Here is a 27,000-nt window from a genome sequence, read left to right as displayed (position 1 = left end):
TGTATCTAGAGGATGAGCCTGCCGCACATTTCCCAACATTTGCGACAGAACCAACTATTACTGTTGTGAATAGTGTATTAATGTCTCTCTGTAGAGTGAGAGTAGAGTGTCGCTATCTACTTGAACACCAACCTGTTGTGCTGGAAATAAGCCCCATTCATCGTTCATATAGTTACGTTGATCAGCTTTCTGAATAGTCATTCCTTCCGCAGGTCCATCTGTGACTACCCTGACAGGACCACTACGACTTGTAAAAAGAGATGGTTGGATAACATAAGCAATAGCTGATGGATCATGAACATGACAACCCTCCATTCCTACTTTTTCAGAATAAAACTTTAAGTAGTAGCGGCTGATATCCCAGATAAACTGCCCTACTTCTCCAGCATCATCTCGCAACTCATCAAGGTATTGACTGGTAAAAAAGCTCTCCTCCGTCACATCGAGCCCTATAATGACTACTGGCCATGATGCCGTAAACACCTTATCCGCAGCGTGAGGATCATCATGGATATTTGCTTCAGCAAATGGTGTCACGTTCCCTCTGTGGTCGTTTTCGCCGAACGCGCCACCCATAACAACCACTTCTTTTACCAAGTCAACGATATCAGGAGCAGCTTCAAGTGCGAGTGCCAGATTAGTAAGAGGACCAACCGCCACAAGAGTAATCTCTCCCGGCTCAGCTCGAACACTGTCAATAATGAACTGATAAGCCGGCTTATCAATAGCTGTAACATCTAATGAACTTGGTGCTTTCACATATCCAAATCCAGCCTCGCCATGCACCACAACAGTGGCTCCAACGGGATCTCTTATTAGGGGCTTATCCGTTCCCTTAGCCACCAGCGTCTTCATTCCAAACTTCTGCTTCAGATAAAGGGCATTTTGAGTCCCGTTGTCTATCGTCGCATTACCATAAACAGTGGTGATCCCCATAAGCTCAATATCTGGATGCGCTTCTGCAAATAAGATTGCCATTGCATCATCGATGCCCGGATCTGTATCTAGGATGATTTTCTTTGTCATATCAGACTCTAATTAAACAGTTGAAAAGAGTAGACAATACCTAGAAAAAACACTGATAAACGTGACTTGAATCTCATGATGAGAGCATATTAACTTAAACACTCAAGGTGTGAATTGTTCATATGAATATTGTACTACGATCATTTTCCCGTATGTTCTGGAAAAATTAGTTAAATTTTAATTCCTTTAACTAATCGACTGAAAGTTCTTTGAACAGTTTTGCAAATGCTTCACATCTATTCACTGATAGTTGCATCAATCCCCACCCTAATAGATTCTTTTCTTACCTCTGGTGTTAGCTTCGTTTATATAGGAGCACTACTGATATGACGAAAAGTAAGTTAAGTGGTACTTGGGTGTAGCTATGTGTTCATTCGGTCGAAGCAAACAATGGGGCAGAAGTGTTTTAGCTGACCTGACCCATATTGAACAATGTGAACGCGCAAATATAAGCAAGCTTTACTCAGCGACATTCCTGCACCATGGTTCGCATTGATATCAATACGAATCATCACGGGCGCACCACCTTGATGCTTGTCTTGAAATTAACGATACAAAGACTTGGTCGACTCTCTCACAATCAAATCAATGGGTGGCAGTCGAGCCTCATGCCTCTCGCCAGATAACAGGTTCAAAATCGATTGAGCACATACCTCTCCAATTTCTTCAATAGGCTGTCTCAAGGTGGTTAGCGCTGGCGTGAAATAGTTAGAGGTTGGCAAGTCATCAAACCCAATCACCGACACATCTTCTGGCACTTTATAACCATTATCATGCAGAGCCTTAATCGCGCCATAGGCCGTTTGATCATTAGCTGCAAACAGGGCTGAAAAGTGAATCTTTGACTCGATCAATTCAACGGTTTTTTCGTAGCCAGACTCACTACTAAAATCACCCTGCTTAACCAGTTTTGGCATCACTTTTATGCCCGCTTCTTGAAGTGCTTTTTTATAGCCCTCGAAGCGGCTCCCAGAATCTGGCTGACTAGAAAGCCCTTTGATATGTGCAATATTTACATGTCCTTGCTGGAGGAGATGCAAAGTGGCCATATAGCCTCCAAGCACATTATCAATGTTGATCGTGCGGATGTTGTCGTCAACAATGTCGTATCCTACCGCCACGACAGGAATGTCTTGAGCATACTTGGTTATGTCTTCTTTAGTCACACTGCCAGTCACGATGATCATGCCATCAACATTACTTTTCGCCAGATACTCCAGCGCATGTAATTCCAGCTTTTTCTGCCAATGCCCTGTCGCAATCACTAGAGAGTAACCTTGAGCAATCAAAGTTTTCTCCATGTCATTTAAAATACGGCTGGTATAAGGGCTATCAGGGTGTTGCACCAATACACCAATCGTCAGTGAGCGACGGTTGATGTTTTCTTGCATTTGGAAGTTAGGTTTATAACCGGTGTCTTTGATCGCTTGTTCTATATTTTGGCTCTTATCATCCGACACATAAGTCGTTCGATTAAGAAAACGAGAAACCGTGCTTGGAGATACTCCAGCTAGCCTCGCTACATCGTATACGGTGGTTTTTTTTGTTTTTGTACGCATCTCGATACCCTAATCAAGTGACGTTTGGGGAGCCCAAAAGCTCCCCATCAGTTTCAACGTGCATACCACTGCTTTAGTTGAAAAATCGTGTCGTTAAATTAATACAAGTAGGCGAATATCATCCCCGGTCTGAAGTAGCGACCTGCGGTATATTTCAATCCCGTACTCAGTAGCCATTTATGAAGAACAGTGGCGTATTCCGCTGAGATTTTGCCTTGCAGCATACTAACAAACTTATCACTGTCTTTAGTCAGGCTGGGGCTCACTCGACCGTCAGATAGAACACATTTTTGAAATTTAAGTGCAAGAAGCCAACTTTTCGCATCATTTTGTGACAATTTAAAACATTCAATCAGATCTTTTTCATCAATTGAGACTGAACAATTGAACCCTTCTGGCGCAGCAAAAGGAATTTTCGAATAGTCATAGAGCGCGGTATACACGGTATCCATCAAGGTTTCCGCTTGCTGCGATTTACCCGCCAAGTTCAACGCAGTCGCGACACTAAACTGAACGCCAATCCACACATCTTGAGCTTGGAATGCTTCATGTGGTGAACCATCAGCCAGCGTCATATTTGCAACACCCAACTTAGGGCTATTGATCTCAAAGTTGTGCTTATAAACATAGTCTAGTGCACGTTGGATTCTGTCTTCTGGGAAAATGCCCTCTAGACCAATGAGCTTTAAGTAACTGTCGGCTAACAGCGCATCACCAAAACTGTTGTCAGAGTCCGGCACTAAATCTAAGTACTCTTGTGTAAAGGCGTGAGGTGCTGTCTCACTCAACAAATGTTTCTTGGAGACTCTTTGAGATACCTTACTAACATCAATTGAAATATCTGTTTGGTTAAGATAGTCGTTCAGAATGTTCTTATCGGCAATCGTATCGCCAGTCAACGTAAGCCCCAAGGTTTCCAATACTTGGTAGCCTTGTCCCGTTAAGTGCTTGGCTTGAACTGGAGTGACGAAGAAATGATAGTAGCCTTCTTTATCATCCCATAAGCTTTGCTCTACCGTGGCTAACGCCTTTTTCGAACGTGCTAAGTAACCCGCGGCTCGCTCGCTTTCGTCCATTAATTTTGCAAGCTCACTTGCGGCTTGTAGGCCTGCGACCCAAAGGCTCGCGCAGTAAATAGAAATACCGTGAGAAGCTAAGTTGTCAAAGGTGTCATCTGTACCTCGCGTTAACGGTAAGTCGTCGCCTTCAGCAACAAGATTCGATAAGAACTCGATACTTTCAGTCACGGCTTGCCAGCACTCTTTAACCACAGAGATATCTTGGGTGTTTTGATAATGGCGATACACCATCAAGATGTATTTCGGCGCTAAGTCCTTCCATTCTTTCACATTGTGCCAACTGTAGGCGTCAGGTTGGATGTCGAATGGGCTGCCCAAATCGTGAATTACCGCACCTCGAATGGCACGCACACCTTGGTATTTATCATCAATAAGTTCTGCGTTTGGTGTCGCTTCATATTCCCAATAGCGACGCTGAGTGAAGTCTTCCGCCAAAATGGCCTTGGAGAACTCTTTCATCACACAACCATCAAGCTCAGGTAGAAGATAAAGCAGCGAGAATGAGCCGTAGAAATACACGTCCAAAGAGTTAAAGAATGGGTAGTCGACACACTCTTTGACTAGGAACTTATCCTCTTTGTCCCACACCGTCGATTCCGCTAAGAAAGACAGTGAGTTCATTGCCATCGTCGCATAGCGAAGTGCGGAATCAGGCTGAGAGATCTTAGTGTTAGCTTGTTTTAGGAAGGCTGTTTGCTGTTCAATGATCTGTTGTTCAATCGTTTCTAGCTCTGGTAATACATCCTCTAGCATCGGCAAAGCAGGCTTAGCTTGCGGGTAGAATTGCGTGTAAGCCTTGTCTGAATGCCAGCCATTTAGCATGACTTTACTGTGTGCCATCACCTGTGCAAAACGTAGGTCAACAGATTCACCGGCTTCGAGCTCAACCTGAACCACAACCAATGCGCTCAGAGCTTCACGTCCTGTATATATTCCCGTTTGGAACTCACCGTTTGTGCGACCTGTTTTCAGTGCAAATTCGGTTTGTTTCGCCGTTTTAGATGTATAAAACGTCGGTTTCACGGACACCGATACTTTGCCAGATTCAGTCAGTCGATTATCAGCTTGGACACCGAATACCACCTCGCCTTCAATATCACTTTGATAAGGCGATTGGCTGTAGAGTTGAACACCAGTAAAACTGCAGCTTTCGCCCTTTAAGTTAACCGCATCATGCTGCTGAGCGATTGGGTTTTGAGACAGAGTACATGCCGAATCTTGAATGCCATCACGACCTTTTTGGTACGTCGAGCCAATCAAGTTCTGCAAAGGCTGAACCAAGGTCACGACTCGTGTTTTATCTGAATTATTGGTCAGTTCGAAGTGATTCCAGTGCATTGGCAAAGAACAAAGGCGTTTATCTTCCTTTACGATAGGAGAGACGACCTTCCGCTTTATCTTAATATCATCAAAGCTATTATATTTATATTCAGCTAATGGATACAAAGCTTTATATTCTATATCGCTTCCGTTAACACTATCTATATCATTATTACCATCGACAGTAAGTGATAATAATCTCGTTGTATCATTTATTAACAAACCATTAAAGAAATCTAAGGCTACATATAATTGACAAACAATAGAAGATGAATTTTCCTCGATCAATAATTGAGTCTTATTTGAGAACTCAACATTCCACTTTATAAAGTTATCTTTATTTTCTTGGTAAAAATTGCCATTTTTTAATGCTGTTTTAATGAGGCTAATCGCATTCGACATTTCTTTGTTGTCAATTTTATTCCCATCAAACAAAGCGGGATAAAAATTCAGATGGACACTCAGCTCTTGTTCGTTAAAAACTTGAAGTGTATCAATGGTTGGCACATCCATCACTGAAGCATAAAAATCATTAAAATTAATAACTTGCTCTGAGCAATCAACAAATATTCCTGGAATAAAGCTGAAATTTGGTGTGTTGCCGTTTGGTGTCAGTGTAAATGTATTGCCAATTCCACCCACCGCCATGCCAGTATTTTTGGGCGTGGTTGAAATCGGTGTGTACCAAGGTTGAATAAATTCTACAGCATCCCCTTTTTTACACAGATGTTCTGAGTTTCCTGAATAGCTTGTGTATGGAATTTTATTCTTCATCTTAAAACCACCATTGAATATTTTATTTTTCTTGTTAATATCTTTTAAAAATGGAGACATCAACATGTTTAAAATTATAAATGAAAAATTTGGAAATATTGACTCTGTCAAATTAATAAATCACCAACATGGCATCGAACTTCAAATAATTAATGGATTTGGCGCTGTTATTAATAAATTCATCGTAAATAACAGTCCATTTTCTTTTATTTGTGGCTATCAGAATTATGATGAACTGATCAACCAACATCCGTTCTTTTCCCGCAGTGCTAAATTATTCCCTTTTCCAAACCGTTTAAACTTAGGTCGTTACAGTTTTGATAACCAAAACCATCAACTCCCAGCTAACTTTCCTTGGTCTGATCACGCCGTACATGGCCTGCTCTACAACCAACCTTTTTCAATCACAAACAGCGCAGCCAATGAAGAGTCAGCCAGTGTAACGTTGCAGTATCAAACATCGTCTTTGCATCCTGGTTTTCCGTTTGCCTTCAACCTTGAAGTCACCTTCACTGTCGACATCACGGGTAAACTCGCGTCTTCAACAACTGTTTCTAACCTTGGTGATTCTGCATTCCCGTTCGGTGATGCTTGGCACCCTTATTTTTCACTAGGCACAGATCTGGCGCACTGCAAACTAACCATGTCACCTTGCTCTGAAGTCGTGCACGTGGACGACCTACCCAATGATGAAAAACAAGTGTTTGATTGTTTGTCACTAGGCGACTCACTCACCAGTCAAAGTCTCAACCATTGCTTTGAGTTTGATTCAACAACTACCAACCAACTTGCGTTTACACGCTCAGATTCGTCAGCTGTTCTTCGTTATCAACAAGATGCAAGCTACCCATTCGTTCAGCTATACACGCCCGCTAGCGAGCAAAGTATTGCGATAGAACCGATGACTTGCCCTGCAGACGCATTCAACAACCAAATCGGCTTGTTAACGCTTGGGGCTAATCAATCGCAAACCTTCACTTGGCAATGCCAAGCCATCTTTCAACCACAATAAAGCAACCAAAGTAAGGCAGCCGCTGAATGCAAAATACAGAAAGCAAAGCCACCACTTAATGCAAAATCAGCCCCCCAAGAGAACGCATTACAAGAGAGAAGAGAAAAGCAAACTAAAGAAGCAATAAAGGGCGCATAAAGCGCCCTTCTCTTTTTTAACCTAAAACAACCTCAACGGTATGCTCACCTGACGTGAATACCGGTGCTTTGTTGCCTTCAATCACCTCACCATTCACCTTCATTTGTGCAACACCATTACAAACATTATTTGGGTTAGTCACATGAATGTGGTACGTCGCACCACGGAACTGACGGCGCACTTTGAACTCAGGCCATTCAGACGGAATACAAGGGTCCACCAGCAAGCCATCAACTTCAGGTCGAACACCCAGGATCCATTGCGTACCGGCAACGTAGGTCCAAGATGAAGTACCAGAAAGCCATGCGTTACGTCCTAAACCAAACTGCTTGTGCTCGTCACCCAAGATGTTTTGAGGGTAGCAGTAAGGCTCAGATTCAAAGGTATCAATGTCATCGTTCTTAGACGCTGGGTTTATTTGACGGTAGTACTCATACGCACGTTCGCCGTTGCCCATTTTCGCTTCTGCAATCATTACCCAAGGGTTTGAATGCAGGAAGATGCCGCCATTCTCTTTCGCGCCCGGTGGGTACGTTGAAACGCCACCTAGCTGCGGATCAAAGCCGTTGTAACCTGGTGTTGAAAGCTTGATGCCATTGGTGGTGTTCAGCTTGTTGTAAACAGAATCTAGAGCTTGAGTTGCACGTTCTTGAGTCGCGAAACCTGAAATTACAGGCCAGCTTTGGCCATTAGTGTAGATCTGACCTTGCTCGTTTTTATGAGAACCAATTGGCAAGCCTTGCTCATCGAAGTAACGAACGAACCATTCGCCATCCCAACCACACTCATTGACCGTGCTCTGCATCTGCTGATATTGGTCCTTGAACTTAGCCGTCAGTTTCGCTTCACCACGCAACTCACATAGGTCCAACATATCGAGCAGTGCTTTGCCGTACATATTGGCAACCATCATTGACTCAGCACCTGTTGGTAGGTTCACCGTGTCATTCCAGTCAGCGAAACCTAATAGCGGTAAGCCATGTTCACCCGTATTGGTGTAGGTAAATTCAATAGAGCGACATAGGTGGTTCCAAACGGTTCCGGTTTCAACAGGGTTGCCGTCTTTGTCTTTCTGGTAGAACGGGATCTCTTTATTCAAGAAGTCCGCATTGCCCGTTTCTTTCACGTATTGAGTCACCGCGTAGATGATCCACAGATGATCATCTCCGTAGTAATCAGGGCGATCTTCTTCTTCACGAGAATCACCCGCGTTCGCTTCCATCGTCGATGGGAAGAACTGGTGCATCGCTGAACCGTTAGTGTTCTGAACAGAAAGCAGACGCTCGATAAATTCGCGCGCTTCTTCAGGCATATGTGTAATAACGCCCAATGTATCTTGCGACGAGTCACGGAAACCAATACCACGAGCACCATAGCCAAGCTGATACAAAGACAGGTAACGAGACCAGTTCTTAGTCGTATGACACTGACGCGGGTTATGTACGTTAAGCATTGAGTTCATCGCAGGATCTGGCGTTTCAACCTGAACCGTTTGTAGGTAAGAATCCCAATGTTCAGATAGTTCGCTAAACGCAGCATCGACAACAGAATGGTCGCGGTATTTAGCCAATAATGGCAGCGCCGCTTCAACACTCTCTTCTTGTGCGATTTGTACAATCGTACGTTCTGTCTGCTCTGGTGATAACCAACCCAAGCGCAGATTTAGTGCGCCAATGTTATCGCCACGCAAGCACTCAGTATTACCCAGCTCATCATTGTTTAGCGCTTCTGGCGCTGCCCATGTACCGTATCCCAAATTACCTAAAAACGACTGGCGATCACCGTCAAAAGAAGTCGCAGGGCGATCCGCTGTCATCAGGTTCACCGCGTAATCACGCTTCATGAAAGCGTATTGCTCAAGCACGGTATGACCAGACTCTTGCTGATGCGCTTTAAGCGTCATAGTTTGTGGAACCCAGTCTGCGTTTAACAGTTGCTTAAGTGCATCAAAGTGAGTGAACTCATACACAGGTACCACATCAACGTGCAGCGCTTTGTCTGAAATGTTGGTGACTTTGATGTCTTGCAACAGTACTTGGTCAGCTTTTGGCACAAAGAACGTCGCTTCACAGCGCACACCGAATGCTTCCGCAATAATGGTGGTGTAAGACAAACCCGTGTGGTTTTCAAACTTATCCAATGGCTTCAGAGTTGGTGTGTAGAAAGGAGAAAACACTTCTACATTACCCGCTTGATCACGCACCTTAAGGTATAAGGTCGAGCCTTTGAAATCAGAGTTTGGCAGTTGAGCAATGTACTTGGTGATGCGGTTGAGTGCCGGATCGCCTTTACACAACAACACGCCGCCGTTGCTATCTACAATGCCACCGAAATCTAATGTGCCCACATAGTTACACCATTTGATCGGTGTACACGGTGTGGTTGCTACGTATTCTTTGTTTTTATCGTCAAAATATCCGAATTTCATCATCACTATCCCCAGCCCCTCCCAAATCAGGAGGAGCCAAAACAATTTGTCGTAAGTTGGTTGATATCAGCTCGATGGCTGACTGAGCCATTTGAATCTGCTTTCTCGAACTCGCTTTATTTAACGAATTAGCTCGCTAGTGAGTTTTCACTTAGCGCGTCAAACAGGTGGAATGCATCCAAGTCCAAGTAAAGTGTCAGTTCTTTCACGTCTACTTCAGCCGCTTGAGTTTCAACCATTAACGGCTGACCACCGATTTCTGTTTTCAGAAGAATGCTTGCACCCAGTAGTTCCTTGTCTTTGATTTTCACAGGGAATGGCAGCACGCGATCGTGGTCCACTTGCTCGGCACGTAGGTGAATGTCTGTTGGACGAACACCAAAGTGCAGCGCTAGGTTCTTAGACGCCAGAGACTTAAAGCGCTCAGGCAGTGGGATATGAACATCGCCAATTTCAACGAAGTACTCGCCTTCAGTCTCAGTCAGTTTCGCTTCCAGCATATTCATTGACGGGTTACCAATGAATTGCGCGACAAACTTGTTCGCAGGGCGTTGGAACACCTCAGTTGGCGTACCGACTTGTGCCACATAACCGTCTTTCAGAATCACGATACGATCCGCCAGTGTCATCGCTTCAATCTGATCGTGCGTTACGTAAATCGTGGTCGTTTTTAGTTCACGGTGCAGGTGTTTGATCTCTTCACGCATCACACCACGAAGTTTTGCATCAAGATTAGATAACGGCTCATCGAACAAGAATACTTTAGGAGTACGAACCATCGCACGGCCCATCGCAACACGCTGACGCTGACCACCTGAAAGCTCTTTCGGCTTACGGCTTAGTAACGGATCAAGCTCTAGCATTTTCGCTGCTTTCAGCACTTCTACGTCGATTTCAGCTTTAGGCATGCCTTTCAGCTTTAGAGCAAATGCGATGTTTTCGTACACTGTCATGTGTGGGTACAGTGCGTAGCTTTGGAATACCATCGCCAAGTCACGGTCTTTCGCGTCGACTTTGTTCATCACTTTGCCGCCAACTACGATGTCGCCAGAGCTGATGCTCTCTAGGCCAGCAAGCATACGTAGCGTTGTCGATTTACCGCAGCCAGATGGACCAAGGAAAACAACGAACTCACCGTCTTCAACCGTAAAATCAAACTCTTTTACAACTTCAACGTCGCCAAATGATTTTTTGATGTTCTTAAATTCAACTTTAGCCATTACTTGTTCTCCTCAGCGCGCTCTAGAAGCATATTTTGGTATGCGATAGCACTCTGTTTTAATGTTCTTTTTTGGGTTTGGTAATCAACGTGGACAATGCCGAAACGTTGGCAGTAGCCGAACGCCCATTCAAAGTTGTCCATTAGGCTCCACGCAAAGTAACCATCGACTTTTACGCCAGCTTCTACTGCGTTATGCACGGCTTCTAAGTGAGTTTGGAAATAGCGAACACGCTGTTCGTCATTTACTCGACCATCAACGCATTGGTCATCGCCCGCAGCGCCGTTCTCTGTGATGTAGATAGGCGGCATGTTTTCGTAACGAGCATCCAGTCTTACCAACAAATCAGTTAAACCTTGCGAGTACATTTCCCAACCAATGTAGGTATGTTCAGCTTCAGTTTGTTTTACAGACTCAATGTCACCGTTTTCATTGAAACGAGCCACATTACGGGTGTAGTAGTTGATGCCGATGTAGTCCACCGGTGCGCTGATGATGTCTAAGTCACCTTCAAGAATCATAGGCATGTTCATCGCTTGGCGTTCAACCACCAACTGCGGATATTCACCTTTCAATACTGGGTCAATAAACCAGTGAAAATTTTCCGCTTCACAGTAATCTGCAGCACCTTGGTCTTGCGGAGTTAACGGGTAAGCCGGTGTCGCGTTAAATACAACACCGTGTTTAGCGTTTGGTGCATTCTGGCGAAGAATCGGCATCGCCAAACCATGACCTAACATCAAGTGATGCGACGCTAAGTAACCCTCTTTTTCGCCCTTGATACCAGGCGCGTGCTCGCCCCAACGGTAACCGAGGAACGCTGATACAAACGGTTCATTTAGCGTGGTGTACACATCAATGTTGTCACCGAAATAGTGGCTGACCACTTCTGCGTATTCTGCAAATTTGTACGACGTTTCGCGATTTAGCCAGCCGCCTTTGTCTTCAAGGTATTGCGGTAGATCCCAGTGATAAAGCGTGACATACACTTTCATGCCGCGAGCATGACACTCATCAATGATCTGACCGTAGAACTCAAGGCCTTGCTGATTTACAACGCCGTCTTGTGGCAGGATACGTGACCACGCAATCGACAAGCGGTAAGCATCAACGCCTAGGCCTTGAATCATCTCGATATCTTGTTTCCATAAATGGTAGTGGTCACACGCCACGTCACCATTATCTCCGTTATCAACCTTACCCGGCTTATTGCAGAACGTGTCCCAGATAGACGGTGTACGACCGCCTTCTGCTGCGCCGCCTTCAATTTGGTATGAAGATGTCGCGACACCGAATACAAATTCCTTACTGCGTAACTTTGAATCACTTGGAAGTTGAAATTTATTCATTGTTATAACCCTTAAACCTAACCTTTAACTGCGCCGGACGTTAAACCACTGATCATCTGCTTCGATGCAAACAGGTAAGTAATAACGAGAGGTAAAATTGAAATTGTGGTACCTAGCATTACCGCGCCCCATGGCGTATTCGGTATACCTTGCACGCTTCGTAGTGCTTGTGTAATGACATAGTTGTCAGGGTTGTTCAGTACCACAAGAGGCTGCATAAACATGTTCCAGAAGAAAACGAACTGAACAATGGCAAGCGTTGCTAATGCAGGCTTCATCAACGGAAGTACCACACTCCAGTACGTTCTAAACTCACCAGCACCATCCAGTTTTGCGGCTTCCAATAGCTCTTTAGGAATCGATGCAATCACGTGCTGACGCATCAGGAAGATACCAAATGGTGTCGTTGTGAACGGCAGCCACACCGCCATATGGTTGTCTAACAAGCCTAGGAATTTCACGATCATGAAGTAAGGAATCAAGCTAAGCACTGGCGGAATCGCCATAGAGCCAACCAGCATGCCAAACAACACGTTCTTACCGCGGAACTTAAATACAGCAAACGCGTAGCCACCCATGCTACAAAACAGTAGAGAGATGGTTGTACCTAAGAAAGCCACGTAAATAGAGTTAAACATCGCTTTCCAAAACGGCATGATTTCCAGCAGTTTTGCGTAGTTAACCGCTAAGCTATCGCCAATGGCAAAGCTAATGCCCGAGCCAAAGATTTCCGAGCGATCGCGTGTTGAAAGCAGTGCTGACCACACGAACGGGAATACCGTAATAATCGCTGAAACAACCAGTAATATGCCGAGCATAACCATCAAGATCTTAGTCATGATGTACATGGTGCGTTCGCTTGGCATTAGGCCACTTAGTGGTGAGGTATTTGTCTTAATTGATGTCGACATCTTAATGTTCCCCTAAACCTTTTTTACCGAAGAGTAAAAATTGAACCAATGTACAAGTCGCGATAAGTGCAAACAGTAACCACGAGATAGCAGATGCTGTGCCCATTTCTAACCATTCCCAACCGACTTTGTATAGGTACATCGAAATAGTTAAACCAGATTGACCCGTACCACCCGTACCACGAGTTAAGACGAACGGTTCTTCAAACATCTGTAAGTTGCCAATGATGGTCATCGTGATAGCAAAGAAAATAAACGGGCGAATCATGGGTAGTGAGATGTTCCAGAAGCGGTGGAAGGCATTAGCACCATCCATACGAGCTGCTTCTAAAATGTCTTTAGGAATCGTCATCAAACCTGTGGTGTACAAAACAATGTTGAAACCGGTGTATTTCCAGAAAACCATGATTGCGATAGACGGTTTCACCATTGTGGCATCGTCTAACCAGCGAATCGGTTGAAAATCATTAACCCAAGCGAATGCCCAACCAAACAAGGTGCTATCAGCCCATGCCATTAGCGTTTGGTTAATAATTCCTGAGTTAGGAGAATACATATTGAAGAAAATCAGTGACGCTGCGACCGTTGATGTAATAAACGGTAGAAAGTATGCCGATGTTAGCCAGTGACGCATACGGTCACCCATTGAAACCAACATGTAAGCCACTGGAATAGCAACCAAGTGCTGAGCCACGCCTGATGTAACCGCTAGCCACAATGTGTTCTTCAACGAACGCCATAACCATGGGTCAGTCAATGCAATGTAATAGTTCTCAAAACCAACGAACTCCATCGCATCCATGCCTCTTACCGGGTTCCATTCGTGGAACGACAGGTAAACAGAGAACAACAGCGGGAAGATCCCAAATACAGAAAAAATGATCAGAAACGGCAGAAGAAATCCATACGGTGAAAGCGCTTTCAAATTTAGGCGAGAAAAAAGGCTTTGCTCCGAAGGTTCTATCGTTGTGCTCGCTGTATGATTCATAGTAACGACCTCTTAGAAAAGGAAGCGCGTTATCCACGCTTCCTCACTTACTTAAAAAAATAACAAATTAAAGATTACGGGTACGACGCTTGATTAGACGTTCCGCTTCTTTAAGCGCTGTCTTAATGTCTTTACCTTCATCAAGCACTTCCATCAACGCGTTCTCTAAAATAATAGAACGTGCAACGTGGTCGCCTTGAGCTGGAGATACAGGCTTAATGTTCTGTGCTACTTCAGCAAAGATAAGACGTGCTTTTTGTCCACCTAAGAACTCCATCTCTTCTTGGAATAACTCATCGTCATACGTCGTTACGTTTGCAGGGAATGCAGCAATCGTTTCGAAGTGCTTAAGCTGTACTTCACGATCAGTCGTCATATATTCAATAAGAGCCCAAGCTTCATCTGGGTTGTCTGATTGAGTTGGAATTGAAAGGAATGAACCGCCCCAGCTGCCGTAGATACCATCAGGTAGGTTTTCTACTGCCCACTTACCTTTAGTTTCAGGAGCAATCCAGTTGTTTAGGTGACCAAGTAACCATGCGCCAGAAAGTTGAGTTGCAAAAGTGCCGTTACGGAAACCTTCGTACCATTCGTTAGACCAAGCCAGAATTTGGCCATCTAAACCTTTGTCACGAATCTCTTTCGCTACTTCAAAAGCGTGAACGAAACGTTCTGATGTCACAACTGGGTTGCCATCTTTATCGAAGTAAAGACCTTCACCTTCAGGAACAGTCGTAAAGATAATCGCTTGTGCAACGTCTGCCGCTGAAGCGATAAGTTGTACGTTTTGCTCTTTCAGTTTTTCACCAGCAGCAATGTATGAATCCCAATCTTTGATTGCTTCTTCTACATCAATGCCTGCTTTTTCGAATACATCAGTGCGGTAGTACATAACACCAGGACCTAGATCCACAGGAATACCGTACATGTTGCCATCAGCGCCTTTGCCTTGTGCCCATGCGTAAGGTGCGAATCGTTCTTCGTACTTATCTGCACCGTAGTTTTCAGATAAGTTAACTAGGCCACCAGAACCCACGAATGGACCGATTTTTTCTACATCTACAACGATCACATCACCCGCGCCAGATCCTGTTGCCAAGTTAGTGGTTAGCTTAGTGTGGTGGTCACCGTGGTTATTCATTAGATAATCGACTTTGATCCCCGTTTCCTTTTCGAAATCAGGCAGCAATACCTTTAGGCTGCTATCAAAATCAGGGAAACCGTCAAAACGAATTTCTTTATCAGCAGCATGTGCCGTTGTACCTAATCCTAAAGCAACCGCGCATGAAAGCGCTAAGGTCTTAAATTTCATGTTCTATCCTTAATATTTTTATAGGGTAACTGGTAAATCCGATACCGAGTTTCTAGTGACCAACGTCGGCAGCAATTTAAAGTTCACGTCATGTTTTATTTTTTTTAGCTTTTGTAGAGTGAGCTGCACTGCTTCAATGCTCATCTCTTCAATGGGGAAGTTAATGGTGGTCAAACTAGGGGTCAGATAGCGCGCGAAGATGGTGTTATCAAAGCCCACCAATGAGACGTCCTTCGGAACAGACAATCCTTCTTGATGTAGAACTTCGAATGCGCCAAAAGCCATATGATCATTCGAAGCAAAAACTGCTGTGAAATGACACTTACGATTAATCAGCTTTTTCATTGCACTGATACCCGTCTCCTCGGTAAATCCCGCTTCAGAGACTAAGGCTTCATCGTATGGCACACCGGCTTCTTCCAAAGCCTTTCGATAACCTTGCAAACGCCCCCTAGCATCTGCTTTATCTAAAGGCCCGGTAATACACGCGATATCTGTATGTCCCTTTTGCAAAAGATATTGGGTAGCGAGTAGCCCCCCGACTTCGTTATCAATATCAATGCAACTCATCGCCATTTCTGGGATGAAGCGGTTAATTAAAACCACAGGGGTCCCCTGTTCTTCCAATTCAATTAAATAGTCATCACTCAGCAGTTGAGTATGAAGAATCAAAGCATCTACACGACGCCCCAACAAAAACTCCACAGACTCGCGCTGCCCTTGTTCAGTGTTTGAACCCGCAGCAACAACAGCATGGTAACCAAAGCGGCGTAAGTTCTCTTCGATGCTATGCAAAATGCCTGAGTAGAACGAGCCACCAAGTTCTGGAACAACAACACCAACACTACCTGTACGACTTGAAGCCAAAGCTTGAGCGATAGAATTCGGGCGATAGCCTAACTCTTTGATCGCTTTTTCTACCTTTAGCTTCTTGTCATGACTGACTCTACTAGTGCCATTAATGACTCTAGACACTGTCGCCTGAGATACACCTGCATGTTCTGATACGTGTTTAATTGTTGCCACTCGAACCTCGATACTTCATTAGCTTGTAACCGCTTTCAAAACGATTATTAAAGAAAGGCGTTTTGGTTGAAGTGAGTACCATCACACTAAACTCGGAGGTAAAAAGGCTGAATATGGAAATCTTGAAAGCGCTTACAGATTCCCTTCACGCCATGAAACTGTTTCATGAGATTATTGTTTATATTATCAGAACGCCGTTTTGTTATTCATCCATCAGATCAAACAAGTACGTCTAATGCCCCTATTTTGTTAAAGGGCTATTTCGTGCTGAGCCCACAATTGACGGCAATATACGGGATAAAATTGACCTTATTATTTCAACGGCAATACGAAATTGTATGAGAACGTTTCACTCCTTTTTTCAGTCGCGCATCCCAGAAACAAAAACGCCCAGCGCAAGGCTGGGCGTTAAGTCATGAAAAACTCGATGCTGTGTCTAATCCCTGCTATTTCGATGCCGTATCTAATCCTTGCTATTTGGATGCTCTGCTAACTTAAATTCCTGCGTTAACGAGAACTGCTCTTGTGACATTACTTCTAGCTGCTGACCATGTGAGAAAAGCACCTGAGAACGCTCGGAGTTCGCTTCTGCCAACATATGTATTTGGCTGATGTTTTGCGTGACCTGAGAAGCCACAACCTGATGCTCTGTGGTTGCTGTCGCGATTTGATGACTTCGTTGCTCCACCTCATTGAGAAGATCAAACACCGTTGAAATCGAGTGATTGACCTCTCCGGTCTGTTCTACGCATTGAATCATCCCCTCCACACATTGGTTGATTTGCTCAACCGCCAACTTAGAGCGGGTTTGCAGTTGTTCAATTTTATGGTGGATCTCTTGAGTTGATGCATTGGTTTTCGCCGCCAATACTCGAACTTCATCAGCAACCACAGAAAAACCCCTTCCTTGCTCCCCTGCTCGTGCCGCTTCAATGGCTGCGTTGAGTGCCAATAAGTTTATTTGTTCTGAGATACCCGATATCACATCGAGAATCGAACCAATGCTGGCACTCTCTTTTTCAAGCTGAGCAATGGTCACCGTCGATTCCGCTAACTTACTTTCCAGGCCTCCCATCATCTCGACACTTTTATCCATAGTCTTTTGACCATCACTTGAGCTTGAAACTGCCTCGGTGACCAACGTCAGTGTTTGGTTGGCCGCTTGAGTGATTTCCGTCACGGAACATTCTATCTGTTCCATCGAAGTTGCCACCATAACCGTTTGATTGGTTTGGTCTTGCATCGCTTCACGCAGTGAACTGCTGGTGCTTTGATTCTCCAGAGAAGTCTGTTGCAAATGCATGGATGATTGGCGCATGTTCTCAATCATTTGTGTTAGATGGCTGATCACCAAGTTAACTTTGTCGCTAACCGAGCCAAATTCATTATTGGATCGATACTCAATCTTAGAACTCAGGTCTTTGTTCGCAACTTGGTCTAACGCACTTTGCACGAGTTTACTTGGCTTACGGATCCCTTTCGCAATGTTCAACCCTATCAATAGAGCAATGAAAACCGATGCTGCCGAGATGATGGCTTGCATCAAAAGGGCTTGATGAGACGATTCCATCGACTCTTGATATAAACGTGTCGCGGTATTTTCTGCGTACAAGGAAAGCTCATCGAAATGAATTAACTGCACATCTATGAGTTGTTCAACCTTCACTCTCTGCTGTGCGATAGCCTCATTTAACTTTACGGTTTCCATATGAGTTGAAATCGAGCCTTGTTTAGAAAAGGCATGCGAGGCAAGTAACGACAAAGACTGTTTGCTACGTCGCATCAAAGCGGGATTTAACGCCTCCAAATCCGTGGCCGCTTCTTCAAATCGCTCTTTACGACTTTGTAGGCGACGTTCGATACTACGAACCTCTGATGATGTTTGTAGCGAAAAAGCCTCATTCGCTTCCGCAGCAATCAAACTCAATTGAACCAGTAATGCTTCAACCGATTTTTGCATTTCATCTGAGCTCGCGCTCGCCAATTGATTCACCAAGGTATTGTTAAGTTGATTCACTACCGATTGAAATTGTGCCTGCTCCATCGAACCGAGATCTTTAGTATCCAGATAAGAAACGTAAAGCTCTAATACCTGCTCTATCTTATCAATGGTGGCAACACCCGTTTCATCAATATTCTCGAGTATGGATTCAAGTGGCGACCCTGCCTTAGCCTTGCCTTCAAACCAATTTAATTGTTGCAGATAATGCTCGGTGTTATTCACAACGGCTTGTTTTAGTGGCTCCAGCTCGTCAATATAATCCGCTGATAAATAAGGAATTGAACTTCGGTTAATATCCAAAAAACGGATGGTAAGCGTGGAAGATTGGAGCATTAAAGGGGTGGATTGTTGAGTGATGGTTTCGATGTGTGAGGTTATGCTCTTGTTGCTGTTAATACTCAACCATGCGCTACCAAGCATGATCACTATCAGCGTGAAGAAACCTAAATAAACTCGAGACACGATGGAAGAAAGTCTCATAGTTATTCCTTGATCTAGTGGCGAAAAAAAGGGCACAAAAATGTGCCCAAGAATGGAGTTAATTGAACCGTGCCCTAATCAATCTGCCTTTAGGGCTAAATGGACAGTATTGCTTACTCTTTAAAAGCATAGGTATTTCAACGTATGCTCTTAACAAGCATGGATATTCGAAAGTAGGGCTCTTTGAAAATATGCCTAATTCAAAGAGCTGCTGTTTCTATCTTGTGATTACCACCAAGCTTCAAACATTGCGCCAAACGACAATGTATCAACATTGGTTGTCTTCACTGTGTTGCCTTTAGTTTCTACGTCACCCACGGTTGTGTAGAAGCGCAGCATTGGACGGCTCCAAGGTAAGCCACCTAGAGAAACGTTTTGAGACAGCGTTACTTTCCATGCGTTCTCTTCACCGTCGTCATCGTAATCCACCATACCGTAGCCCGCTTCTAACCAAGTAGAATGAACATCATCCCATTGGTACTGTGGACGAACGATACCCGCGTATTCAGTATTCTCACGATCTAAGTCTGAGCCAGAATTGTCTTTGTAAGACACTAAGTAATCGATGATGAACTGTTCAGATGCCGCGTAGCTACCCTCAACACTTGCATACAAAGTTTGGTAGTCGCCTTTTAGGTCATAAACCGATGAATCTGCACCGTCACCGTATTTCACTATTAATCGGTTAGAATCGCCTAAACCTAATGTTGCACCCACTAGGTAAGCAGTTTCATCACTGACTTTTGGATCACCCACTACGTCTGAGTCTGCTTCATCTGAAGCAAAACCATAGTTCGCATATAGGTCTAGTTGACCGATACCTGCATTAATTGAATGAAGCTTAGAAGTAATTGCGTATCGACCATTGTCATTTACGAGGCCGCCTTTCACTTGGCCTACAAAGCCCATATCTAGCTTCGCGCCGCCGAAATCTAAGTTGTTAAAGCCCGCGCCTTGACCATCGTGTGTCATCCAAAAGTAATCGTTCAAACCTTGTTGCGGACGTTGATGGAAATCACGACCAGCCCACATGTACAGCTCAGGCTGGCTTTCAAATACATTGGTTACACCAGCGTACATTTTTTTCATGCTCAAGCCGCCGTCGTCAGCCCAAGCGTCAGCTTCCCAGTGGTCAGCCATGAATACGATGTCCCAGATAGCGCCATTGTCAGCTTCGAAAAGCTTAGCTAGCTGAACCTCACCACCGTTGGCTTCGTTACCTAAACGACCGACAGAGCGACCTGTTGTACCAATGTCTACGTAACGCTCATCACCACTCTTGTAGTGAGCGCCGTAACGAGCATAACCAGAGAAGACGATGCCATCTGGCACCTTAGTTTCCGCAGTTAGAACCGCTGGTTGTTGATCGTTCACGTAATCAATATCAACAACCTTTGATTCTAACTCTTGAATTCGTTTTTCTAGTGCTTCGATATTTGTATCAGCAGCAAAAGAAGAGAGTGAAGCAAGCGACGCCGCCACTGCGACTGTTATTGGCAAAAGCTTAAATTTTTGCATTGTAATTCCCTATTATTTTTTTGAGTTTTCATCGAACAGGGAAATATTAAGCAATGAAAGGCTTGAAAAGTTAGTCGCTGTTCACATTGACAAATCAGCTTCAAAGCCATGAAACTTTTAGAATATTTAGGCGTAAAACTATTGATTTAAGATCAATCAATTAGAAACAATAAAGAATAAATTTCAGCCTTGAAATCGCTTTCATTTCATCAGTATTGGTGGCGGCTATCACGAAAAAGAGGGGGGATAATGGAAGAGAACAGGGTCTTGAACTGATTGGTTTTCATATATATGAAAAGCCTCAAAATCTAAGGTAGATTTTGAGGCTTAATTTGAGCGTTAGAGGCTAGAACACCAAAATCAATTCAACGAATTGATTTCCATATTGAACAAAGTAAAGGCATAAATATCGGCTGTTAAGTCGATCGCCTTGCTCAAAGGCATACCAGCACCATGGCCGGCATTAACATCAATGCGGATCATCACAGGTGAAACACCTTGATGTTTGTCTTGGAGCTCTGCAATGAACTTATAAGAGTGCGCGGGCACTACGCGGTCATCGTGATCAGCGGTTGTCACTAATGTGGCAGGATAGTCCGTGCCGCGTTCTACATTATGGACCGGAGAATAGCCAAGGAGATATTCGAACATCTCTTTATTCTGCGCAGATGTGCCGTAGTCATACGCCCAACCTTCGCCAGACGTGAAGGTGTGGTAACGCAGCATGTCCAACACACCGACCGCAGGCAGAGCCACTTTGAACAGCTCAGGTCTTTGCGTCATACACGCGCCAACCAACAAACCACCATTAGAACCGCCGCGGATCGCTAACTTATCACTGCAGGTGTAATTTTCTTCAATTAAGAACTCCGCTGCCGCAATAAAGTCATCAAACACGTTCTGCTTCTGTTGCTGAGTTCCGGCTTTGTGCCACGCCTTACCATACTCACCACCGCCACGCAGGTTAGGTACCGCATACACACCACCCAGCTCCAACCAACTGCCGACCGTGCCCGAGAAAGCAGGCGTTAGGCTGACATTGAAACCACCATAGGCGTACAACATTGTTGGGTTATTGCCATCTAACACGAGTCCCTTCTTATAAGAGATAAGCATCGGGACTTTAGTACCATCTTTTGAAGTATAAAAAACCTGTTTCGACTCAAACTGTTGCGGCTGAAATGGTGCTTCAGAACGTTGATAGATTTCTGAATTTCCAGCTTCAACGTCAAACGAGAAAATGGTTGGTGGCGTAACATAGTTGGTAAAGGTGTAATAAAGCTGGGCTTGCTCTTTTTTACCACCCAAGCCACTGGCCGTTCCGAGATCAGGTAAGTGGATTTCACGAACCAGATTGCCTTGGTAATCCAGCTGTTCAATCTTGGACACCACATCGACCATGTAATGAGCAAACAAGTAACCACCGCCTGTGCTGATGTCTAACGGCTGTGGCTTTTCAGGAATGATATCGAGCCACTGTTGATTGCGAGTATCAAAGCTCACCACCTTGCCGTTTGGCGCATCGAGGTTGGTGTATAATATGAAGACTTCGTCTTGGTTATCGATGAGGTAAGTATCGCTATCCACATGATCAATCAGCGTGTTCAGCGATTGTTCTGGTGAATTTAAATCGATATAGAACAGTCGGTTACCCGATGTCGACTCTCGCCCTAGGATGATCAAGTAGCGGTCGTCTTCAGTGGTGTAGCCAGATACATAGCGATGCTGCTCGGTATTGTTGTCACCAAAAATCACCTTGTCGCTGGCTTGTTCTGTTCCCAACTCATGGAAGTACAGCTTGTGCTGTTCAGTGCGTGCAGAAAGTTGGCTACCGTCTGGCTTATCGTAACTAGAGTAATAAAAGCCACGATTACCCAACCAAGAAATGCCGGTAAATTTAGCGTCGGTGATTTCGGCTTCAAGCTGCTGTTTAGTCTCGGTGTCGATAACAAAGATCTTACGCCAGTCGCTACCACCCTCTGAAATACTATACGCAACTAAACTGTAATCTTTTGAAAACGACACTGAGCCAAGTGATGTGGTGCCATCTTCCGAGAAGGTATTCGGATCTAAGAAAATCTCTTCTTGTTGCCCTTCTTTCTGACGATAAAGAATACTGTGATTCTGCAGGCCATCATTCTTATAGAAGTAGGTGTAGTCGCCTCGCACAAACGGCTGCGAACTCTTTTTGTAGTCTTGCGCTTTCGCTAATCGCTCTCGCAGTTCTGCGCGATACGGGATCTGAGCAAGATAATCGAACGTCACTTCATTTTGACTTGCCACCCACTGTGCGGTTTCATCACTTCGATCATCTTCTAGCCAGCGATAAGGGTCTTCAACTATTTGATCAAAATAATCATCGCTGACGATCTGTTTGTTGGTGATTGGATATTGATACTCTTTTGAATAGCTCATCGTGATCCTTATTAAAAATAATGTGAAATCGTCAGGTAACGCGTTCTGATGTGTTCAATCAACAACTTAATCTTGTTAGGTGGCTGACGAGTGAACGGGTACACCGCATAAATGCCAAGTTTTTTCCCGACCAAATCAGGAAAGATGTCCACCAGCTGGCCATTGCGAATATCGTGATAAACAAGACAACGTGGCACGTACGCAACCCCATGACCACCCAACGCAGCTTTACGAAGAGCCGTGGCGTTATCGGTAGAAAAAGAGCCCGAAACACGTACGATGTATTTATCGTTATCAGTAAAGCCGTCTTTACTATGCAGGAACTGCCATTCACTGGCACCTGTTGTTTGATAGGCGTATTGCAGGCAGTTGTGATCAACCAAGTCCTTTGGTTGCATCGGCTTGCCGTTCTTGGCGATATAAGACGGAGAAGCACACACCACCCATTGCGAATCAAGGATATGACGAGCGATTAAGCTGGAATCTTCCAAATAACCCGTTCGAATAACCAAATCAAGGCCATCATCAACCAAGTCGACAAAGCGATTGTTAAGTGACATATCGACCGTTAAACCTGGGTGCATATTACAAAACTCGGCAACAGCGTCTGCCAGAATCAAATCTCCCGAGATAGTAGGCACTGACATTTTGATATGACCACTGACATTTTCACCAAAGCCTGAAACTGCGTCCATAGCCTCTTGAGCCGCCTGCTTCACATTTTTGGCGCTATGTAACATTGCCTTACCCGCCTCGGTCAGGGTCAATTTACGCGTCGTTCGATACAATAATTGTACGCCTATCTCTTCTTCCAGACGCGCAATTCTTTTGCTAACTACCGAATTCGTAAGGTTATTTTGTTCTGCCACCTTACTAAAGCTACCCAGTTCTACGACCTGTGAAAACAGGATCAAATCGTCTGCTCGCATTTGATTATGCCAATTTTGGAATTAATTATTTTCATTATTTCCCTATATCAATAAAAAATAAAGGGGTAAATTCACGCCAAATTAACAAAACAATTACAAACACAGCTTTTGGAATCAAATCGATTACAAATACAGCAACTCTAATTACAACAACTGAATCCTCGAGATTCAGATTACACCTACAAAACCAATAACGTGTTATTCACTTCAAACATGAACGTTTGAAAACAAGTACGAGGAAGTACCCATGAGTGAAACTCTACTAGCTCTATTGGCCTTTTCGCCAATAGTAGTTGCAGCGATACTGCTAGTCGGCCTTAACTGGCCAGCTAAAAAAGCGATGCCCGTGGCATTTGCATTAACCGTTGCTATCGCCCTATTAGCTTGGGATATGTCTGGCACTCGCGTGTTGGCTTCAGTATTCCAAGGCTTCGGCATTACCGTGTCGGTTCTCTGGATTGTGTTTGGCGCCATCTTCTTATTAAACACTTTGAAACACACCGGAGCTATCACCACCATCCGCAACGGTTTTACTGATATCTCAGCAGACCGTCGTGTACAAGCGATCATCATCGCTTGGTGTTTTGGTTCATTCATTGAAGGCGCATCCGGCTTCGGCACACCCGCTGCCATCGCTGCACCACTATTGGTTGCTATCGGCTTTCCAGCGTTAGCTGCGGTTCTGATGGGCATGATGATTCAATCTACGCCAGTATCATTCGGCGCGGTTGGCACACCTATTATCGTTGGTGTGAACAAAGGTTTAGATACGCACAACATCGGTGAAAGCCTGATTGCCAATGGTTCAACATGGGATGCTTACCTACAACAGATCACTTCAAGTGTTGCGATCATCCACGCCTGCGTTGGTGTGATGATTCCTGTATTGATGGCGATGATGCTGACTCGCTTCTTCGGCAAAAACAAAAGCTGGACTGAAGGTCTTGATATCCTACCATTCGCACTGTTCGCAGGTGCCGCTTTCACCATTCCTTACGCACTAACGGGTGTTTTCCTAGGTGCTGAGTTCCCATCACTGATTGGTGGTTTGGTTGGCCTAGCAATTGTTGTAACAGCAGCAAAACGCGGCTTCCTAGTACCAAAATCAAAATGGGATTTTGAAAGCGAAGATAAGTGGCCAGCAGAATGGTTAGGTTCTTTGAAAATCGATTTAGACGACAACAAAAGTCATAAAAAAATGAGCATGGCGATGGCGTGGGCACCTTACGTGCTGCTGGCTGTCACTCTAGTTGCTAGCCGTGTGAGCCCTGAGTTCAAAGGCCTACTTAAGAGCGTTAGCCTTTCTTTCAGCAACATCCTTGGCGAGACAGGCGTAAGCACAGCGATTCAACCTCTGTATCTACCTGGCGGCATCTTGGTCTTCGTCGCATTGGTTGCTGTTCTAATGCAATCACGCAGTGCAGCACCATTGGCTAAAGCCTTTGGGGAATCGAGCAAAACACTGATTGGTGCCGGCTTTGTATTGGTGTTCACCATCCCAATGGTCCGTATCTTCATTAACTCAGGTGTGAACGGTTCTGATTTAGCGAGTATGCCAGTAACAACTGCTAACTTTGCAGCTGACCTAGTCGGCGGCGCATTCCCAGCGTTAAGTGCAACGATTGGTGCGTTAGGTGCCTTCATTGCAGGATCTAACACAGTTTCAAACATGATGTTCAGCCAGTTCCAATTCGAAGTAGCACAAACACTGTCTATCTCTAGTGCGGTGGTTGTCGCTCTACAAGCGGTGGGCGCAGCAGCAGGTAACATGATTGCGATTCACAACGTGGTCGCCGCATCGGCAACCGTAGGCTTACTAGGACGTGAAGGTGCAACGTTACGTAAAACGATTATCCCAACGTTCTACTACTTGGTGATGACCGGCATCATCGGCCTAGTAGTTGTCTACGGTTTCAAAATGACAGACGCACTTATGTAAATCCATAAGTCGTTACAAAAGCACTTGGCGTTAATACTCAATTCCCCGACCGCAACACCGTCTAATAAGACAGTTGATGAGTTTCGGAATGGATACTAAAACACATCAACACCCCCGGGTATTAACGCCATTTTATTGCTTATCTGTTTCACTGTTTATTTGCTTCATAGATTAGTTGCTTCACCGATTAATGACCTAACTGGTTAATCGCTTCACTGTTTAAGAAAGAACCAACACTTACTTTTTCAAGAATTAAAGCAGCCCAAGCCAAGCTCTCATAGAAGGGCAACATCCCAAGAATTTAGGACTGAAATTATGATCATATCCGCATCGACTGATTACCGCGCCGCAGCAAAAGCGAAATTACCACCGTTTCTTTTTCACTACATTGACGGCGGTTCTTACGGAGAACATACCCTACGCCGCAACACCGCCGATCTTGCAGAGATCTCGCTCAAGCAGCGTGTCCTCAATGACATGTCAGATCTGAATTTGGAAACCGAGTTGTTCGGCGAAAAGTTGGCAATGCCAATCGCCTTAGCGCCAGTTGGCTTAACCGGCATGTACGCACGACGTGGCGAAGTACAAGCGGCTAAAGCGGCTGACAACAAGGGTATTCCTTTTACCATGTCTACCGTGTCGGTGTGCCCAATTGAAGAAGTCGCACCTAAGATCGAACGCCCAATGTGGTTTCAGCTTTACGTGCTAAAAGATCGCGGCTTCATGAAGAACGTATTGGAACGTGCAAAAGCGGCAGGCGTAACAACGCTGGTTTTCACGGTTGATATGCCTGTACCCGGCGCTCGCTACCGTGACATGCACTCAGGAATGAGTGGCCCAAATGCAGCAATACGCCGCGTATTTCAATCTATGCGTCATCCTAGCTGGGCCGTTGATGTAGGTTTACTCGGTAAGCCACACGATCTTGGCAACATCTCGACTTACCGCGGCTCTCCAACCAAACTGGAAGATTACATCGGTTGGTTAGGTGACAACTTCGACCCATCGATTTCGTGGAAAGACCTAGAGTGGATCCGTGATTTCTGGGATGGCCCAATGGTCATCAAAGGCATTCTTGATCAAGAAGATGCAAAAGACGCCGTGAGATTTGGCGCAGACGGTATCGTAGTTTCAAACCACGGTGGTCGTCAGCTTGATGGTGTTCTATCAAGTGCCAAAGCACTGCCTGCAATTGCAGACGCAGTAAAAGGCGACACTAAGATTCTGGTCGACTCTGGTATTCGTACTGGCTTAGATGTAGTTCGTATGATGGCAATGGGCGCAGACTGCACCTTGCTTGGTCGTTCATTCGTTTACGCGTTGGCTGCACAAGGACAAGCAGGCGTTGAGAACCTACTCGACCTATATGACAAAGAGATGCGCGTTGCAATGACTCTAACTGGCGCCAAAACAATCAAAGACTTAACCCGTGAATCTTTGGTGGGGCTAGATTAAACCGCCACGACTCAGGCTCAGATTCGGATTCAAACTAATGCTTTGGTCTACTTAGACTGAAGTTCAATCGGTGTCACAGCAATTCCACTGCCGTTGTGACACCGTTTAAGCACTGGAAAA

At 44.8% G+C, this 27,000-nt stretch carries 17 protein-coding genes; 3 read left to right on the top strand and 14 right to left on the bottom strand.

The features are described from left to right. Positions 1-57: 57 nt before the first annotated feature. The 3 genes from OCV36_RS16620 to OCV36_RS16610 form a co-directional block, all read right to left on the bottom strand. A complete protein-coding gene (locus OCV36_RS16620; RefSeq protein WP_017075303.1) occupies positions 58-1,026 on the bottom strand; it encodes a nucleoside hydrolase in 969 nt (322 codons plus the stop codon). A gap of 545 nt (positions 1,027-1,571) precedes the next feature. Next, complete coding sequence (locus tag OCV36_RS16615; protein ID WP_135458835.1) at positions 1,572-2,585, bottom strand: LacI family DNA-binding transcriptional regulator; 1,014 nt, start codon at positions 2,583-2,585, stop codon at positions 1,572-1,574. A gap of 98 nt (positions 2,586-2,683) precedes the next feature. Next, positions 2,684-5,758 (bottom strand): GH116 family glycosyl hydrolase, encoded by a 3,075-nt coding sequence (locus OCV36_RS16610; RefSeq protein ID WP_135458836.1) that lies wholly within the window; start codon positions 5,756-5,758, stop codon positions 2,684-2,686. Between the two features lie 64 nt (positions 5,759-5,822). On the opposite strand from OCV36_RS16610, the gene OCV36_RS16605 reads away from it, so the two are divergent. Next, entirely contained in the window at positions 5,823-6,770 is a 948-nt protein-coding gene (locus tag OCV36_RS16605; protein ID WP_135458837.1) for an aldose 1-epimerase, read from the top strand. Positions 6,771-6,924: 154 nt separating this feature from the next. On the opposite strand, the gene OCV36_RS16600 is transcribed toward OCV36_RS16605, so the two are convergent. From OCV36_RS16600 to OCV36_RS16550, 11 genes are all read right to left on the bottom strand, one after another. After that, positions 6,925-9,339 carry a GH36-type glycosyl hydrolase domain-containing protein gene (locus OCV36_RS16600; protein WP_135458839.1) on the bottom strand — a complete coding sequence of 805 codons (2,415 nt, stop codon included), beginning with the start codon at positions 9,337-9,339 and terminating at the stop codon, positions 6,925-6,927. A gap of 125 nt (positions 9,340-9,464) precedes the next feature. Continuing rightward, positions 9,465-10,556: an ABC transporter ATP-binding protein gene (locus tag OCV36_RS16595; RefSeq protein ID WP_135458841.1), complete on the bottom strand. Its 1,092-nt coding sequence runs from the start codon at positions 10,554-10,556 to the stop codon at positions 9,465-9,467. After that, entirely contained in the window at positions 10,556-11,905 is a 1,350-nt protein-coding gene (locus OCV36_RS16590; protein ID WP_135458843.1) for a GH1 family beta-glucosidase, read from the bottom strand. The genes OCV36_RS16595 and OCV36_RS16590 overlap by 1 nt, the downstream gene beginning before the upstream one ends. Positions 11,906-11,922: 17 nt before the next feature. Further along, on the bottom strand, positions 11,923-12,771 hold the full coding sequence (locus OCV36_RS16585; RefSeq protein WP_016792728.1) for a carbohydrate ABC transporter permease: 849 nt from the start codon (positions 12,769-12,771) through the stop codon (positions 11,923-11,925). A 46-nt stretch (positions 12,772-12,817) separates the two neighbouring features. Further along, positions 12,818-13,804 carry a carbohydrate ABC transporter permease gene (locus OCV36_RS16580; protein WP_135458845.1) on the bottom strand — a complete coding sequence of 329 codons (987 nt, stop codon included), beginning with the start codon at positions 13,802-13,804 and terminating at the stop codon, positions 12,818-12,820. A gap of 67 nt (positions 13,805-13,871) precedes the next feature. Continuing rightward, on the bottom strand, positions 13,872-15,116 hold the full coding sequence (locus OCV36_RS16575; protein WP_017075312.1) for an ABC transporter substrate-binding protein: 1,245 nt from the start codon (positions 15,114-15,116) through the stop codon (positions 13,872-13,874). Between the two features lie 18 nt (positions 15,117-15,134). Continuing rightward, positions 15,135-16,142 carry a LacI family DNA-binding transcriptional regulator gene (locus tag OCV36_RS16570; protein ID WP_017075313.1) on the bottom strand — a complete coding sequence of 336 codons (1,008 nt, stop codon included), beginning with the start codon at positions 16,140-16,142 and terminating at the stop codon, positions 15,135-15,137. Positions 16,143-16,605: 463 nt separating this feature from the next. After that, a complete protein-coding gene (locus OCV36_RS16565; protein ID WP_135458847.1) occupies positions 16,606-18,624 on the bottom strand; it encodes a methyl-accepting chemotaxis protein in 2,019 nt (672 codons plus the stop codon). Positions 18,625-18,852: 228 nt separating this feature from the next. Beyond that, on the bottom strand, positions 18,853-20,142 hold the full coding sequence (locus OCV36_RS16560) for a carbohydrate porin (protein ID WP_017075315.1): 1,290 nt from the start codon (positions 20,140-20,142) through the stop codon (positions 18,853-18,855). Between the two features lie 360 nt (positions 20,143-20,502). Beyond that, positions 20,503-22,557, bottom strand: coding sequence for a prolyl oligopeptidase family serine peptidase (locus tag OCV36_RS16555; protein ID WP_135458849.1), 2,055 nt, complete (start codon positions 22,555-22,557; stop codon positions 20,503-20,505). An 11-nt stretch (positions 22,558-22,568) separates the two neighbouring features. Further along, positions 22,569-23,486: a LysR family transcriptional regulator gene (locus OCV36_RS16550; protein ID WP_017075317.1), complete on the bottom strand. Its 918-nt coding sequence runs from the start codon at positions 23,484-23,486 to the stop codon at positions 22,569-22,571. 247 nt (positions 23,487-23,733) lie between these two features. Between OCV36_RS16550 and OCV36_RS16545 the strand changes: the two genes are divergently transcribed. Together OCV36_RS16545 and lldD are read left to right on the top strand one after the other, a co-directional pair. Continuing rightward, a complete protein-coding gene (locus tag OCV36_RS16545) occupies positions 23,734-25,425 on the top strand; it encodes an L-lactate permease (RefSeq protein ID WP_135458850.1) in 1,692 nt (563 codons plus the stop codon). A 315-nt stretch (positions 25,426-25,740) separates the two neighbouring features. Then, positions 25,741-26,880, top strand: coding sequence for an FMN-dependent L-lactate dehydrogenase LldD (gene lldD, locus OCV36_RS16540; protein WP_135458852.1), 1,140 nt, complete (start codon positions 25,741-25,743; stop codon positions 26,878-26,880). Positions 26,881-27,000: the final 120 nt, after the last annotated feature.

The sequence above is a fragment of the Vibrio echinoideorum genome (genome assembly GCF_024347455.1).
Classification (GTDB): Bacteria; Pseudomonadota; Gammaproteobacteria; order Enterobacterales; family Vibrionaceae; genus Vibrio; species Vibrio echinoideorum.
This window is presented reverse-complemented; position numbering and strand designations above follow the sequence as displayed.